The following is a 15,423-nucleotide window of genomic DNA, read 5'->3' as shown; positions in this document are numbered from 1 at the left end:
GGCTACTCCCCGCCGTCCCCGCCCTGCGCGCCGCCGCCCGAGTCCGAGGACGGGAACACGGGCGTGCCCCCGGGCAGGCTGGGGTCGTGCGGCAGGCTGCCGCGCGGGCTGCGCAGGTACACGAAGGGCGTGGCGAACAGGAAGTTGGACACGCGTGACGTGTAGATGTCCGCGTACCGCTCCACCTGCCTGGCCAGGTGGCTCTTGTCATTGCCCGCGCGGGTGAGCAGGCCCCAGAGGGGGTTGGACAGCTCGTTGGCCGCGCGCGCCATGGGGCCCAGCTCCGCGTCCAGCGCCTCCAGCTCCGTGCGCAACTCCACCTGGCGCGCCACCAGCTCCGCCTCCGGGGGCGTCTCCTCGCGGGGGCCGTACTGCGCTCGGCGCCGCTGCAGCTCCAGCCGCAGCTGGCAGCTCTCCGCCTCCATCCGCTCCTTGTGCACCATGCGCTCGGCCAGCTTCGCCTCCGTGGTGCGGAAGGCGGCGATGGCGCGCACCTCGTCCTCCAGCTCGCGGAGGATGAGCGCGGTGCGCCAGCGCAGCACGTCCTTCGTCACGTGCACGTCGCCGAACATGTGGTCGCCCACGTAGAGAATCTGGTCCCCGGACAGCCCCAGGTGCCGCTCCAGCTCCAGCGCGCTGCCGGCGAAGTACGGCGTGCCGGCCTTCAGCGGCCCGGAGTGCGGCCGCAAGAGCGCCTCGCCGCCGGACTCCACCACCTCGAAGAGGGCCGAGCGCGTGGTGAAGAACTCCGGCTTGCGCGCGGAGACAATCACCACGTCGAACAGCTGCCGCCACGTCATGCCCTGCGGCAGGTGCTTGTCGAAGGCGAAGTGCATCATGGGCTCGGTGTAGGCCCACTCGCTGTTGGTGATGAGCAGGAGCTTCTTGCCCGCGTACCGCTGGTCCAGCAGCGCCAGCGGCGTCTCCGGGTCGTCGATGACGTAGCGCTCCGGGTCGGCGATGATTTCCGCCTTCAGCCGCCCCTGCATGTGCGTGGCGTCCAGGCTCTTGCGCACGTGCTCGTAGAGGTCCCCGTAGCCCATGGGCCCGGGGAGCTGGCCGGCGTCCAGCAGGTCCACCAGCTGCGCGTAGATGCACGCCTCGGACAGGGAGAAGAGCGTGTTGAGGAACACCCAGCGGCGCTCGTGCAGGTCGATGAGCGTGCTGGAGTACTCGTCGCGCTGGGCGTCGAACTCCATGGCCCGGGTGCCGTGGAGGGCCTTCTTGATGATGCCGAAGCGGTTGGCCTTGAGGAGGTTGCCCTTCTCCGTGTCGATGATGAGGCCGCGGATGGCGAGCGCGGGGTCGAACGTGAGGTGCCCCACGGGCCAGCCCTGGGCCTCCAGCCGGTCGCGGATGTATTCGTACGCACGGCGCTCCCACGCTTCCACGCGGTAGTGGATGAGCGTGTAGTCCATGTCGTAGCCCACGGCCTTGATGGCGCGCAGGTTGAGGGTGCGGTTGCAGAAGAGGCCCCGCTCGGGCGGGGGACCGGAAGGGTGCGAGCGCATAGACACCCTGGCTTTGCCCCGGCCCGAAGCAAAAGTCGATGCCCGCGTGGCCCCGCGTTTGTTGGACGGCACATGCGCCGGGCTCCGGCGGGGCGGGACGCAGGAAAACGACACGAGGAGGTTGCAGAAGGGTAGGGTCGGCCCTACCGTCCGCGCACTTTTGGGAGCCCCATGCTTGGCGTGTCCCGCCGTGTCGCCGTCAGCGCAGTCGTGCTCGCCGTCCTGGTCGGTACGGCCGTCGGTGCGGCCGGCTTCACCTTCATCTACGCGAAGGGCGCCTCGTACCTCACGGACGACCCGGCCGCATGTGCCAACTGCCACGTGATGAACGAGCAGTACGCGGGCTGGGTGAAGAGCAGCCACCACAACGTGGCGGTGTGCAATGACTGTCACACCCCACACAGCTTCTTCGGGAAGTACTACACCAAGGCGCTCAACGGCTGGCACCATTCGGTGGCCTTCACTTCCGGGGACTTCCACGAGCCCATCCACATCGGTGAGCGCAACCTGCAGGTGACGGAGGCGGCGTGCCGCTCCTGTCACCAGGACATCACCCATGCGATTGAGCCGGAGCTGCTGGTGCGCGTCTCCGCGCAGGCCACGAAAGAGCCCCGGAAGGAAGCCGACCGGCATGGCAGCCAGCATCCCGTGCCCCGGGACGGGACAATGAGCTGTCTGCGCTGCCACCGCTCGGTGGGACACCTGGAACTGGACTGACCTATGGCGAACCCGAATGCCCCCGTGAAGCGCAGGGGACTGCTACTGCTGGTGGGCGTGGGCCTCGTGTCGGCCCTGGCCGCCGCGGCCGCCGTCGCCCTTGCCACCAACATCTTCGAGCGCAAGCAGGAGGCGAAGAACACCTTCGTCCGCGTGGTGGAGCTCACCGATGACACGGTGGACCCCGCCATCTGGGGCAAGAACTTCCCGCTCCAGTACGACAGCTACCTGCGCACCGTGGACCAGGTGCGCACGCAGTACGGCGGCAGCGAGGCGGTGCCGCGAGCGCCCACCCAGGCGGACCCGCGCTCCGTGGTGGCCCAGAGCCGGCTGGAGGAGGACCCGCGCCTGAAGGCGATGTGGGCCGGCTATGCCTTCAGCAAGGACTTCCGCGAGGAGCGGGGCCACGCGTACATGCTGGACGACCAGACCTTCACCGAGCGCCAGCAGGTGACGCAGCAGCCGGGCACCTGCATCCACTGCCACGCCAGCACGTACACCGCGTACAAGAAGCTGGGCAACGGCGACATCATGAAGGGCTTCGACGCGCTCAACCACATGAAGTACTTCGAGGCGCGCAAGCAGGTGGAGCACCCGGTGAGCTGCATCGACTGCCATGACAGCCAGACGATGCAGCTGCGGGTGACGCGGCCGGCCTTCATGCAGGGCATGGCGCGCATGAAGGCGGCGCAGGGCGTGAAGGACTTCGACGTCAACCGCGACGCCACGCGCCAGGAGATGCGCAGCTACGTGTGCGGCCAGTGCCACGTGGAGTACTACTTCAAGGGCCCGGAGAAGACGCTCACGTACCCGTGGGACAAGGGCCTGAAGGTGGAGAACATCCTCGCGTACTACGAGGAGAACCCGCACAAGGACTGGACGCACGCGGACACGGGCGCGCCGGTGCTCAAGGCGCAGCACCCCGAGTTCGAGATGTGGAACCAGGGCATCCACGCGCGCTCGGGCGTGGCCTGCGCGGACTGCCACATGCCGTACACGCGGGTGGGGGCGCAGAAGGTCAGCGACCACCACGTGCGCAGCCCGCTGCTCAACATCAACCGCGCCTGCCAGACGTGCCACCACTTCTCGGAGGACGAGCTGCGGTCCCGGGCCGAGGCGCTCCAGGCGCGCACCTTCCAGCTGCGCAACCAGGGGCTGGACGCGCTGGTGGGGCTCATCGCCGACGTGAAGGCGGCGAAGGTGGCGGGGAAGACGGACGCGGACCTGGCCGGCGTGTACGCGCTGCAGCGGCGCGGCCAGTTCATGCTGGACTTCATCGAGGCGGAGAACTCGATGGGCTTCCACGCGCCGGAGGAGGCCGCCCGCATCCTCGGGCAGGCGACCAACCTCATCCGGCAGGCGCAGATCATGGTGCGCGACCCATCCTTCAAGCCGGAGGTCCCCGACATGCCACCGCCCGGGGCGGGGGATGCGCACGCCGGGCCCGGCACCCCGGGCAAGACGGTGGGCAACCCTGGCGGCGGTAGCCCGGCCCACTGAAGGCAGGGGCGGGACGGTGGGCCTGAGGCCTGGTGCGTGAATACCCGGGCTCGCCCGGGGGTCGGACAGGTGGGATGGAGCACGCGCGCCCAGGCCGGAGCGCCACGGAAGAAGGACACATGAAGCTGCTTGGGAACCGGGGGGCCTTCGCGGCCGCCGCGCTGCTGCTCTCCGCCGGGACGGCTCATGCGGAAGAGGCGTGGGAGACGGTGGCGGAGAAGCCGTACATGGTGAAGGTCCGGCCCCGGCCGGGCACCCAGGCGAAGGACGTGTGGGCGGAAGGCGAGCTCGCCGCCAGCGCCGTGGACGTGCAGGCGGTGCTGACGGACGTGGACTCGTACCGGCAATGGATGCCGTACGTGAAGGAGTCGCGCGTCATCAAGGACCTGCCGGACGGCGCGCGGCTGACGTACACGAAGCTGGACCTGCCGGTGGTGTCCTCGCGCGACTACGTGTGCCGGGTGGTGCAGGAGTCGAAGCTGGTGGAGGACGGCTCGGGCGTCTTCGCGCAGCGGTGGTCGGCGGAGCCGGACGCCATCCCCCAGCGCCGGGACACGGTGCGGCTGCGGCTCAACGAGGGGAGCTGGCGCGTGGAGCCTCGCGGCGAGGGGAAATCCTACGCCGTGTACCGGTTCACCGTGGACCCCGCGGGCTCGATTCCGGGCTTCCTGGCCAACATGGGCCAGAAGGACGGGGTGGTGGACACCTTCCGCGCGGTGGAGAAGCGGGCCCGCCTGCATGGCGAGGGGCGCCGGAAGGCGAAGTGACACGGCGGCCCGGTGGGCCTCCGGGCGTCCGTGAGGCCTCCGGGCGTCTGTGAGGCCTCCGGGGGGCCCGTGAGGCCTCCGGGGGGCCCGTGAGGCCTCCGGGGGCCGTACCCGCAATGGCTGCGGAAGGCTTCCGGACGGCGCGCAAGCCTTGCGCTGCCCGGGGGCTGATCCGCTCTGTGGGGGCGGGGCACGCTTCCTGAAAGGGCCTCTTGCACCGGAGCTCGGGTTTCCGGAAGTGGCCGCGGCGCGGAGCAGCCGTGGGAGGCGAACATGGACATGCTGGCGCGTGAGGCACAAGAGGCGCTGAAACAGCGTAGCCACCGCCTGCGGGCTCGTACCGGAGCATCCGCGGAGGCGGTGGAGGTCGAGGCCGAGGTGCTCACCGAGTCGGAGCGGCGGGAGTTGAAGGACATCGAGGAAGCGCTCGCGCGCATCGACAAGGGCGCGTTTGGCCGGTGCATGCAGTGCGGTGGCGCGATTGGGCGGCACTGGCTTCGCGCGATTCCGGAGGCACGGCACTGTTTGACGTGCGCGGCGGTGGCGCGGTGAGCGGTGGTCTGCCGCTGCGGCGTGCAGTGCGGAGCTGAGCGCGAGCAGCCCACGGTGGTGGAGCCCGCGCCTGCTGCAGGGGCGCTATCGAGGGAATCGCTTCGGAGCGCCGCGCTCCCTTCCCGCGGGTGAGCAGGTGAAGCGGACGTACACGCTCTGGCTTCACGAACGGGCTCACTGCTCCTGACGTGTGTCGCGGCACGCAGTGCCGGCGTCCGGCCTGATTGCAGCCCGTGGCCATCAAGGGCTGGCTCCCTGACGTCAGAGCCTGAGTTTCCGCTGTTAACGTTCTTCCTGGAGTCACGGGAGGTTCGGAATGGTGGACTGTCGGGCCCGGCGAGCGTCTGGACGAGATCGGGTGGTAGCGCTGGCGCTTTCGGTGGGTCTGGTGCTGCCGGGCTGCCAGGGCTGGGGAGGAGAGCGACTGGGGCCGTGGCTGGACAGTGTGCCGCTGCGCTACCACTCCGCCTCGCCGCCGCCCTTCCCACGCGAGGAGGTGGAGGACGAAGGAGGCGGAGGCACGGTGGGCGGCGCGCAGTTGGGGCGCTTCATGGCCTTCGTGCGCGAGCGGCAGGGGGCCCTGCGCCGGCCCAAGGTCTCCGAGGCGGAGCGGCGCGTAGGAGAGCGGGCGCTGCTGGAGGTGCTGGGGTGGCTGCACGGGAAGACGGAGGCGCAGCTGTCGGGAGAGGAGCCGGAGGAGGTGTACCTGCGCTTCAAGGTGGAGCGGGTGCACCGGGAGCGTGAGGCCGAGGCGCGGGACGGGGCGGTGGAGGAGAAGCTGGAGGAGTACTGGAGGTGGGCGCGGGCCCGAAGCGAGTGGCTGGCCGCGCGACACTTCCGGAAGGCCGGGCGCCAGTGGCTGGTGACGGAGAGCGCCGTCTTCGAGGGAGCGCAGGACGCGCTCACCTCGGCGGTGCTGGCCTGGGCGTACGGGCACACGCAGGACCCGGACTTCCTGAAGAAGAGTCCGCAGGAGGTGGCCGTCTACCTGCTGGTGAAGCGCAGCGCGCTGGCGACGGCGCTGGCGCAGGGCAACGCCTCGCCGCCGCAGCTGGAGTGGGTACCGGAGTACGTGGAGGAGGTGCCCGCGGACGAGGTGCTGCTGGAGCTGGCGGTGGGGTTGCTGCCTGGAGTGGGCGAGGGGGTGGACGTCGCCGGGGCGGTGGTGGGGCTGAGCCTCTTGGGGCGGGAGCTGACGGGGGAGGAGCGACTGCTGTGCGTGGCGGGGGCGGTGCTGCCGGTGGTGAGCGGCGCGCTGCTGGCCAACGCGGTGGAGGTGGAGCGTGCGGCGCTGCTGACGGGACGCGGCCTGCAGGAGGCGCAGGTGGCGCAGCGGGTGGTGCAGCACCTGGCGCCGGAAGAGACAGCGCGGATGCAGCAACTGCTGAAGGCGGCGGGGCGGGGCGAGAAGGTGCCCGAGGAGGAGCTGAAGTGGTTGCGCGAGCTGGCGAAGCGGCTGCACGGCCCGCTGGCGGAGGTGGCCCAGGCGGTGAAGGCGGGGGCGCGGGTGCCGCTGGTGGGCTCGCGCGCGACGGCGGAAGGAATGAGGCTGGTGCCGGGGAGCGCGGAGCACCTGGCGCAGGCGTGGGTGGACTACCAGTTCCGCCACCCGGGCAAGTACCCCCGCTTCAGCTATGCACCGGACGCGGCGTGGGAGCGGATGTACCGCACGGTGCTGGAGAACAAGGGAGCGGGAGGCGAGTTCGAGCAGCAGGTGCTCACGGCGAAGGGCTATGAGAAGAACACGGCCCTGCTGCTACCGCCGCCGGGCAGCCGAGCACAGGGCTTCGCCTCCGACTCGGTGGTGGGCAACCCGGAGGAGTTGGTGTGGGGCAAGCCCTACCGCTTCATCGAGGTGAAGGCTCGGGGAGAGATGGCGCTCACTGGCAACCTCAAGGCCATGCTGGACTACGTGCGAGAGCATGGTGGCCACATCGAAATCTGGTTCCGCTCCGCGAGCCATCCTAACGGGCAGACACGACTGACCGGACCTTTGCGCGATCGCATCAGGGAACTCAACTTGCAGGCGCAAGTGAAGGTGCAGTGGTATCCCTGAGCCCAGTCATGTCCTTCAGATACGTCTCCACGCGCGTTCATCTACCGCCAGGCGCTCCTCCGACCGAGGTCGTGAGGACGCTGTTCCAACGAGTGTTCGGGGAGTACCGCTGGTTCCAGCCTGTGCGTTACGGCCGGGCAAACATCAACGAGCGCCTGGACCCGAGCAGTACCGACTACAACGCCTTGGTGGATTACTACGGTGAGTTCCAGGACATCACGGTCGCGGCCCGGACTGACAGGGACTACGTGATGATTCTCCCGACGAGGCACGATGCGCCCCCGTTTACTGGGAGCTTCAGCTGGACGACTTCCGTCTCAGAATCAAAGCAGGCACGGTGGCGAGAGGCTCAGTTGCATCAGGTGGCGGAAGTCATGCGACTGCTCGGTTCTCCCCTGGCTGAGTCTGGGCTTGTCGACGATTTGCATCGGAAGAAGAGCAGAATCGTTCCCAACTCCAATGGCATCGGTTCAGCGCAGGTGCACACCGTGAGAGACGCGAGCGAAGGACTCGCGGGACTCTACTGGAGAAACTTCTTCGGCCCGCCGTTCGTGCGCATGTTCGGAGACCGCCTCCGGTCCCTACCGCCCGGTGCACATCAGGAACTCGGAAGTGACATCGCCCTGGTGCAGCCCTACGAGCTGCCCACGCAGGCGATGACGCCCGAAGGCGACGCCGCCGAGCAGCGGCTCATCACCGTGCTCGGGCCCGAGTGCTTCTACGACCACGAGCAGCACCGCAAGCCCACGCGAGTTCCGGACCTGTTGCGCGGGACTCGGTAGTTCCGGCCCTGCTTCGTGCCGGTGCGTTACAGCTCGTCCAGGATGACTGGAAGCAGCGCATGGTCGGTTCCTGCTCGATGGCATGCCTTGGGCAGTCCAGCAGGCGCCAACACCGCTGTTAACATACGTCCCGGAATCGCGGGAGGTTCGGAATGGCGGACTGTCGGCCCCGGCGAGCGACGGGCAGAGACCGGGTGGTGGCACTGGTGCTGGTGGCGCTGCTGCTGACGCCGGGCTGCCAGGGCTGGGGAGGAGAGCGACTGGGGCCGTGGCTGGACAGTGTGCCGTTGCGCTACCACTCCGCCTCGCCGCCGCCCTTCCCACGCGAGGAGGTGGAGGACGAAGGAGGCGGAGGCACGGTGGGCGGCGCGCAGTTGGGGCGCTTCATGGCCTTCGTGCGCGAGCGGCAGGGGGCCCTGCGCCGGCCCAAGGTCTCCGAGGCGGAGCGGCGCGTAGGAGAGCGGGCGCTGCTGGAGGTGCTGGGGTGGCTGCACGGGAAGACGGAGGCGCAGCTGTCGGGAGAGGAGCCGGAGGAGGTGTACCTGCGCTTCAAGGTGGAGCGGGTACTCCGCAACCGTGAGGCCGAGGCGCGGGACGGGGCGGTGGAGGAGAAGCTGGAGGAGTACTGGAGGTGGGCGCGGGGGAGAAGCGAGTGGCTGGCCGCGCGACACTTCCGGAAGGCCGGGCGCCAGTGGCTGGTGACGGAGAGCGCCGTCTTCGAGGGAGCGCAGGACGCGCTCACCTCGGCGGTGCTGGCCTGGGCGTACGGGCACACGCAGGACCCGGACTTCTTGAAGAAGAGTCCGCAGGAGGTGGCCGTCTACCTGCTGGTGAAGCGCAGCGCGCTGGCGACGGCGCTGGCGCAGGGCAACGCCTCGCCGCCGCAGCTGGAGTGGGTACCGGAGTACGTGGAGGAGGTGCCCGCGGACGAGGTGCTGCTGGAGCTGGCGGTGGGGTTGCTGCCTGGAGTGGGCGAGGGGGTGGACGTCGCCGGGGCGGTGGTGGGGCTGAGCCTCTTGGGGCGGGAGCTGACGGGGGAGGAGCGACTGCTGTGCGTGGCGGGGGCGGTACTGCCGGTGGTGAGCGGCGCGCTGCTGGCCAACGCGGTGGAGGTGGAGCGTGCGGCGCTGCTGACGGGACGCGGCCTGCAGGAGGCGCAGGTGGCGCAGCGGGTGGTGCAGCACCTGGCGCCGGAAGAGACAGCGCGGATGCAGCAACTGCTGAAGGCGGCGGGGCGGGGCGAGAAGGTGCCCGAGGAGGAGCTGAAGTGGTTGCGCGAGCTGGCGAAGCGGCTGAGAGGGCCGTTGGCGGAGGTGGCCCAGGCGGTGAAGGCGGGGGCGCGGGTGCCGCTGGTGGGCTCGCGCGCGACGGCGGAAGGAATGAGGCTGGTGCCGGGGAGTGCGGAGCACCTGGCGCAGGCGTGGGTGGACTACCAGTTCCGCCACCCGGGCAAGTACCCCCGCTTCAGCTACGCACCGGACGCGGCGTGGGAGCGGATGTACCGCACGGTGCTGAAGAACAAGGGGGAAGGTGGAGAGTTCGAGCAGAAGGTGCTCACGGCGAAGGGCTATGAGAAGAACACGGCCCTGCTGCTACCGCCGCCGGGCAGCCGAGCACAGGGCTTCGCTTCGGACTCGGTGGTGGGCAACCCGGAGGAGTTGGTGTGGGGCAAGCCCTACCGCTTCATCGAGGTGAAGGCCCGCGGGGAGATGGCGCTCACCGGCAACCTCAAGGCCATGCTGGACTACGTCCAAGTTCATGGTGGGCATGTCGAAGTATGGTTCCGGTCCGCGCGCCATCCAGCGGGAAGAACGCGATTGACGACGCCCTTGCAGGAAAGGTTCACGGCGCTCGAAGAGGTTGGTGGTGTCACCGTGCGATATTTCCCATGAGCGAGTCCATGGTTCCGCCTTCCATCACCACCCGCATCAACCTTCCCCCCGTACCTCCAACTTCATCGGAGGTCCGTGCGCTCCTGCGGCGCATCTTTGAGGATTACCGCTGGTTCCATCCCGTTCGCTATGACCGGTTCGGCCATGACGGGCGGCTGGATCCACGACGGATCGACTACGACGCACTCGTGGCGAGCTACGAGGAGAAGCGCTCCCTCATGGTTCTTGCCTGGACGGACCGGGATTTCATCAGTCTGTCTCCTACCAGACCTGGCGCTCCCCCTTTTGTAGGGCAGTTCGCCTGGTACACAGCTGCAAGTGAGGCCAATAAAACTGATTGGCAACGGTCTCATCTTCAGCAGGTCGTTGAACTCATGGGGCTTCTAGGCGCATCTCTGGCCCGGACCGGACTGGCCGATGATTTTCAGCGCAAAGGCCGCAGGGAGGTACCTTCTCCGGATGGCATCGGCTCCATCGAGACCTTCACCGTGCGCGACCCCAGCGAAGGACTCGCGGGACTCTACTGGCGCAACTTCTTCGGTCCGCCGTTCGTGCGCATGTTCGGAGACCGCCTCCGGTCCCTACCACCCGGTGCGTCTCAGGAGCTCGGCAGCGACATCGTCCTGGTGCAGCCCTACGAGCTGCCCACCCAGGCGATGACGCCCGAAGGCGACGCCGCCGAGCAGCGGCTCATCACGGTGCTCGGGCCCGAGTGCTTCTACGACCACGAGCAGCACCGCAAGCCCACGCGTGTTCCGGACCTCTCGACTGGCAGTCCGTAGGCTTCGGTCGAGCTCGACGGGCGGCAGTGCGCGGGTTCACAGGGAAGGAAACGTCACCGGGCTGATTGTGAGGGTGCGGTCGCCGCCGGCTTCCCGTAGCTCCAGGGCATGTGGGCCGTGAGCTTCGTGTGTCTCCGCGGCTGCCTCCACCGCGATGCGCACCTTGCGTGCACCTTCTTGGCCGGGCCCGGACTGCCAGGTCTGCACGATGCGCAACCGCTGCCCCTTCGGCCCGATGAGCGCTGCGCTCTCCATCGACCAGGGACGCTCGCTCGCGGAGAACGCCAGCTCCAGTTCCACCGCGACCCGAGCAGAGGTGCGAAAGCCCACTGCGGTGATATCAAGTTCGTGAGTCGTGCCCGTCACGCTCGGAGCCGTGAACCTGAGACTCGCGGCAGCAACGCCCTGTTCGTTCACCCATGCCGCCGCGATGGCGCCTGCCAGACCCTCGGGTCCCCGCGCCGCCCGGAGCCGCGAGTTCTCCTCTCGCAGTCGCTGAAGCTCCTGTTCCATCAGGGCCGGCTCGGAAACACGCCGCGAGTGGAGCACCTCGACCTGGGTATCCGCCCGATTACGGTCCACCACGAGGACGAAGCGCGCCTCGGCAGGAGTGGCACCCTCCGCGAAGCGCACGGTGAGCCGCAGCCGTTCTCCCTCGCGCACCGCCTCCGTGGGCAGCAGGGCCAGGGTGTCCTCGCTCACGGCCACCCGACTGAAGTGCTCCCTTCCCTCCAGCTCGACCTTGTCGCGCTCGAGGCGTGACTCGAAGATGAGGAGGGTGGCGGTCCCCGCCTGGATGGCAATCTCCAGGGGCTCATGCAGTGGCTCAGGGGCCAGCTCGATGCGCCGGAGCTGTGCCTGGACGGGAGCCGGGGCGGGCCTGGCCGCAGTGGAACCCAGGAGCACCGCGAGCAGCGAAACCAGAGGAGGCAGCCGGGAAGACACGTCGCAGGCCCCGTGGCTCACTGGAAGCGGTGGACGGCCCGGATATCGACGTTGTTGACGATGATGGCGTTCTGCGCGTCGCCTCCGGGCTCCCTCGGGAAGCCGCGCTGCCTCGAGTTCAACTCCCAGAGCTCGAAGCAGCCCGGATACCGCTCATTCTTGTAGCGGACCTGGGTGAAGCGGCCATAGACGCGCTGGGGCGTCACGTAGAGATACCCATCCACCTCCGCGCCGCTCGACAGGTCTCCCACGGTCCTGAGGGTATAGGCGATGGCCCGCCCCTCGCGGACGGTGATGGGCTCGCCGTCCCCAGTCCTGACGAACTCGCTCATGAGGGCCGCCCCGATGGGAATCCTCAATCGCTTCATCGCCGCCATCGACGCAGGCGGGCAGTCCTCGGGTGGCGGCAGCGGCTGCTCCATCAGCGGCGGCGTGCTCGCACAGCCGAGAGCGCCGCACATGGCCAGCGTCCGGGCCGCGGTGCCGGCACGGGCGCCGAGCGTGGGTGCCTTCTTCTCCGCCACCTGGGACTTGGAGGCGGTGTCGGTCTTCTTCACATTCACGGGAGCGGCTTCCTGGGATGACGCCGCCCGGGGGGCGACGGCCGCGGGGGTAGGCTCCGCCGGGGGCGGGACCGCGACCGGGACAGTGTGGAGGGCCTCCGCCGGGCTGGCCACTTTCTGACCGACTGCGGCGGTTGCCTCGGACCTCACCTGGGCGGTAGTGTTGCCCCATGCTCCCGCTGCCCGAGCCCCCAGCGCCACCAGGACCGCCACCATGGCGAGCCCTCCCGCCGCCACGAGCGCCCGCCGCCGGCCCGGGTATACCCGGCGCGCTCGCCCCTCCAGCAGGGCCTCCCTGGGCTTCGTGTAGGGAGTGGGTTTCGGAGGCGGGCGCAACCACCCCAGCACCTCCGCCCACAACCGCAGCAGCCGGGCTCGCACCACGGATGGCGGCCGGTGCTTGTGGGACGGCCACTCCGGACGGCGCACGCGGCGGGCGGGCACCGGGGCGCCTTCCCCGGTGGAGACCGGGGCCTCGTGCCACTCGAACAGGGGCGTCTCCCACGGCTCGCGCAGGCGCTCCTCGCGGGCCACGGTCAGCGCCTCGTGGAGCTCCGCGCCGGTCTCGAAGCGCTGGGCGGGGTCCTTCTCCAGCAGGCGCAGGATGAGGGCGCTGAGCGAGGGCGGGACGCGGGGATTCACCTCCGACGGCGCCGGAGGCTGCTGCGAGACGATGGCCGCGCACAGCACGTCCGGAGGCCACTCCGGAGCGAACGGGTAGTGGCCGGTGGCCGCGCGGTACAGGCACACGCCCAGGGAGTAGAGGTCGTCGGTGGGCTCGAAGGCGTAGCGGGCGTCGAGGCGGCGCCAGTGGCGCTGGTGGAACCGGACGGCCTCGGGGCTGCGCATGTGGAGGGTGCCCGGAGGCAGGGGCCCCAGCGTGAGGGTGGGCGCACCCAGGTAGTCGCCCGAGCCGAAGTCGATGAGCACCGGGTCGCCGTGGGGGCCGCGCATGAGGATGTGCTCGGGCTTGAGGTCGCGGTGCAGCACGCCCCCGGCGTGGATGGCATCCAGGATGAGGGACACGCGGCGCGCGGCGTCCGCCAGCTGCTGGAAGGAGGGGTTGTGGAGGTCTGCCCAGAGGTGGAGCGCGGGTCCGGGCACCCAGTCCATGACGAAGAAGAAGTGGCCGGTGACGATGTCCGGCCAGCGCCCGCAGGCGTGGACGGCCACCACGTGCGCGTGGACTGCCTTGTCCATGAGCAGCGTGAGCTCGCGCCGGGCGCGCGGCTCGTAGAGCTGCCGGGACAGCTTGAGCGCGAAGTAGCGGCCCGGGTGGTCCGTGGCCTCCACCTTGTAGACGGCGCCGTAGCCGCCCACCCCCAGCCGCTCGAGGAGGCGCCAGCAGCCGCCCACCACCGTGCCGGGGGGCAGCGTGTCCGGGTTCACCTGGGGAATGTCCGAGCTCATGGCCGTGGGAGGTCTCCTGACTTTCCCTCAACCTAGCAGGTTGAGCGGGATTGTGGGGACCTGGTGTGTTCTGTCGAAGATGGAGGACGTCCCCGGTGGAGTCGCCCGGGGAGGCGTCCAAGGGAGATTGTCGGATGAACGAGACCTGGTACGCGGGTGCTTACTGGCTGGGGAGGAGGGAATCCGCCGAGGCGTGTGCGCGGCGGGCGGAGACCTTCTTCCGCTCCGTGGGGCGGTGCGACCCTGCGTGGGCGCACTGGTGTGAGGCCGCCGAGTCCTTCGAGACGTCGCGGCTGCTGCCCTTTCAGCCGGACGCGGCGAACCTCGCGCGGATGTTCGGGCGGAAGGAGAACCAGGAGTCCGGGGACGGGGTGAGCCTGTGGGCGTGGGCGGGTGAGCGCCGGGACGAGGTGACGGGGGTGAGCCTGCGGTGTGGCTCGGCGTCGCAACAGACGTCGGCGGTGTGCCTGCTGAAGCCGCCGTCGCACGGGCCGGTGGCGGAGCGGGTGGTGAGCGCCAAGGTGATGAAGGAGGTGCTGCGCAGCATGGTGCTGGCGTGGGAGCCGGAGTGGGCGGTGGCCACGTCGGACAACCACCGGGACATGGTGTCCGGCCGGGCGCGGGCGGGCACCTTCGTCGGGTGGATGATGTACTTCTCCCGCCGCCGGGGCGAGGTGCCGCCGCTGCCGGAGCCGGTGCGGGTGGAGCCGGTGGAGGGACTGGGGACGCTGGTGGTGCTGACGCCGGACCGCTTCACGGCCACCAACCCCGAGCACGTGGAGCTGGCGGAGCACGTCCGCGAGGCGCTGCGGACCGCGAAGCTGCTCAATGCGCTCAGGCCGTGGAAGCCCCTGGTGTACGCGAGAGGGTAACTGGAGTCCGGAGACCTCGGCGGTCTGCGCCGGGGGGGGCGTGTGGGGCGCGCCCTCCTGGTGCGCGTTCCCGTCAACGGTACTGGGCAGCGCGAGCCCGCTCATCCTGTGGACGCGGACACGGGCCATTGCGGATGATTCGACCCATGCTCGCCCTGCAACGCTGGCTGCTTCCGGACGAGGCCGCCGCATACCTTCGCCCGTACGAGGCCTTCAAAGGCACCGGCGCCCGTATCGGCATGGATGTCGATGCCGCCGTGCTCTCCTACGGCTTCTCCAACAGCGGCGCCGGCCTGTTCCAGGGCGGGCGGGTCCCGTCGCTCAGCCTGGAGAACAGCCGGGGCTCGACCTTCATCGATGGCGACCTGCTCGTCGATGGCTGGCTGGAGAACCCCGGCGGGCTCGTCTTCGTGCGCGGCAACCTCATCGCGCAGACGCTCTACACCCACGGCTACCTCATCGTGCTCGGGGAGCTTCGCGTCCGGCGCCTGCTCGGCGAGGACGAGCCGCACGGCACCTACGTCTTCGGCGACGCCCACGTGGAGAGCGCCGTCTTCTCCCACAACCACCACTTCGACGTCTGGGGGACGGCCTCGCTCGCCGAAGAGGTCCATGACGAAGTGAATGGGCGCAAGGCGCTGCGGCAACGGCTCGTGGACTGGGGCGTGCTCTCCGACCCGACGCAGGATGCCTACCTCGACGAGGCCCAGCGCGGCCTGCGCACCCTGGCGGAGCAGTGGGGCCCCCTGCCCGAGGCCTGGGCGGCGCGGCGGTACACCCCGAAGCCCGAGGCGCTCCGGCCCGCCGAGCCGCCCGCGCCTCCCCGGCCGGACGTCGTCATCGAGCTGGAGCGCTGGCTCAAGACTCCCGGGCTGACACAGCGGCAGCAGGTCGAGGAGCTGCGCGCCCGCTGGCTCCCCCGGCTGACGGAGGCGGGAGCCCGCGCCGAGGCGCGACGCCTCATCCGCAAGGGCATCAGCTCCAAGAAGCTCGCTGCGGAGCGGGATGCCCTGCTCCTCGCGCTCGAATAGCCGGCCAGGAAGGCCCCCCACCAGGCGGACAGCCGGGGCCCCT

13 protein-coding genes are annotated in these 15,423 nt (G+C 69.7%); 10 read left to right on the top strand and 3 right to left on the bottom strand.

Annotated features, from left to right (window positions below):
* Positions 1 to 2: 2 nt before the first annotated feature.
* Positions 3 to 1,511, bottom strand: a complete 1,509-nt coding sequence (locus LXT23_RS22475) for an HAD-IG family 5'-nucleotidase (RefSeq protein ID WP_253982273.1) — start codon at positions 1,509 to 1,511, stop codon at positions 3 to 5.
* Positions 1,512 to 1,682: 171 nt separating this feature from the next.
* Here LXT23_RS22475 and nrfH point away from each other — a divergent pair, with 171 nt between their 5' ends.
* The 8 genes from nrfH (at position 1,683) to LXT23_RS22435 (ending at position 10,559) form a co-directional block, all read left to right on the top strand.
* On the top strand, positions 1,683 to 2,228 hold the full coding sequence (nrfH, locus tag LXT23_RS22470) for a cytochrome c nitrite reductase small subunit (protein ID WP_253982272.1): 546 nt from the start codon (positions 1,683 to 1,685) through the stop codon (positions 2,226 to 2,228).
* 3 nt (positions 2,229 to 2,231) lie between these two features.
* Positions 2,232 to 3,728 carry an ammonia-forming cytochrome c nitrite reductase subunit c552 gene (locus tag LXT23_RS22465; RefSeq protein WP_253982271.1) on the top strand — a complete coding sequence of 499 codons (1,497 nt, stop codon included), beginning with the start codon at positions 2,232 to 2,234 and terminating at the stop codon, positions 3,726 to 3,728.
* Between the two features lie 119 nt (positions 3,729 to 3,847).
* Positions 3,848 to 4,495, top strand: coding sequence for an START domain-containing protein (locus tag LXT23_RS22460; protein WP_253982270.1), 648 nt, complete (start codon positions 3,848 to 3,850; stop codon positions 4,493 to 4,495).
* 273 nt (positions 4,496 to 4,768) lie between these two features.
* Positions 4,769 to 5,047 carry a TraR/DksA family transcriptional regulator gene (locus LXT23_RS22455; protein WP_253982269.1) on the top strand — a complete coding sequence of 93 codons (279 nt, stop codon included), beginning with the start codon at positions 4,769 to 4,771 and terminating at the stop codon, positions 5,045 to 5,047.
* Positions 5,048 to 5,426: 379 nt separating this feature from the next.
* Complete coding sequence (locus tag LXT23_RS22450) at positions 5,427 to 7,103, top strand: hypothetical protein (protein WP_253982268.1); 1,677 nt, start codon at positions 5,427 to 5,429, stop codon at positions 7,101 to 7,103.
* A 71-nt stretch (positions 7,104 to 7,174) separates the two neighbouring features.
* Positions 7,175 to 7,885 carry a hypothetical protein gene (locus tag LXT23_RS22445; RefSeq protein ID WP_253982267.1) on the top strand — a complete coding sequence of 237 codons (711 nt, stop codon included), beginning with the start codon at positions 7,175 to 7,177 and terminating at the stop codon, positions 7,883 to 7,885.
* Positions 7,886 to 8,037: 152 nt separating this feature from the next.
* Entirely contained in the window at positions 8,038 to 9,777 is a 1,740-nt protein-coding gene (locus LXT23_RS22440) for a hypothetical protein (RefSeq protein WP_253982266.1), read from the top strand.
* Positions 9,774 to 10,559: a hypothetical protein gene (locus tag LXT23_RS22435; protein ID WP_253982265.1), complete on the top strand. Its 786-nt coding sequence runs from the start codon at positions 9,774 to 9,776 to the stop codon at positions 10,557 to 10,559. The genes LXT23_RS22440 and LXT23_RS22435 overlap by 4 nt, the downstream gene beginning before the upstream one ends.
* A gap of 36 nt (positions 10,560 to 10,595) precedes the next feature.
* On the opposite strand, the gene LXT23_RS22430 is transcribed toward LXT23_RS22435, so the two are convergent.
* Together LXT23_RS22430 and LXT23_RS22425 are read right to left on the bottom strand one after the other, a co-directional pair.
* The gene (locus tag LXT23_RS22430) at positions 10,596 to 11,465 is read right to left on the bottom strand and encodes a DUF2381 family protein (RefSeq protein ID WP_253982264.1); all 870 of its coding nucleotides are present in this window, start codon (positions 11,463 to 11,465) and stop codon (positions 10,596 to 10,598) included.
* Between the two features lie 56 nt (positions 11,466 to 11,521).
* The gene (locus tag LXT23_RS22425; protein ID WP_253982263.1) at positions 11,522 to 13,477 is read right to left on the bottom strand and encodes a serine/threonine protein kinase; all 1,956 of its coding nucleotides are present in this window, start codon (positions 13,475 to 13,477) and stop codon (positions 11,522 to 11,524) included.
* Positions 13,478 to 13,611: 134 nt separating this feature from the next.
* On the opposite strand from LXT23_RS22425, the gene LXT23_RS22420 reads away from it, so the two are divergent.
* Positions 13,612 to 14,349 (top strand): immunity 52 family protein, encoded by a 738-nt coding sequence (locus LXT23_RS22420; protein WP_253982262.1) that lies wholly within the window; start codon positions 13,612 to 13,614, stop codon positions 14,347 to 14,349.
* Positions 14,350 to 14,495: 146 nt separating this feature from the next.
* A complete protein-coding gene (locus LXT23_RS22415; RefSeq protein ID WP_253982261.1) occupies positions 14,496 to 15,380 on the top strand; it encodes a hypothetical protein in 885 nt (294 codons plus the stop codon).
* Positions 15,381 to 15,423 lie beyond the last annotated feature (43 nt).

Origin of the sequence: Pyxidicoccus xibeiensis, from assembly GCF_024198175.1 — a bacterium.
Classification (GTDB): Bacteria; Myxococcota; Myxococcia; order Myxococcales; family Myxococcaceae; genus Myxococcus; species Myxococcus xibeiensis.
The sequence above is the reverse complement of the archived record's forward strand: the minus strand, read 5'-3'. Positions and strand labels throughout refer to the sequence as shown.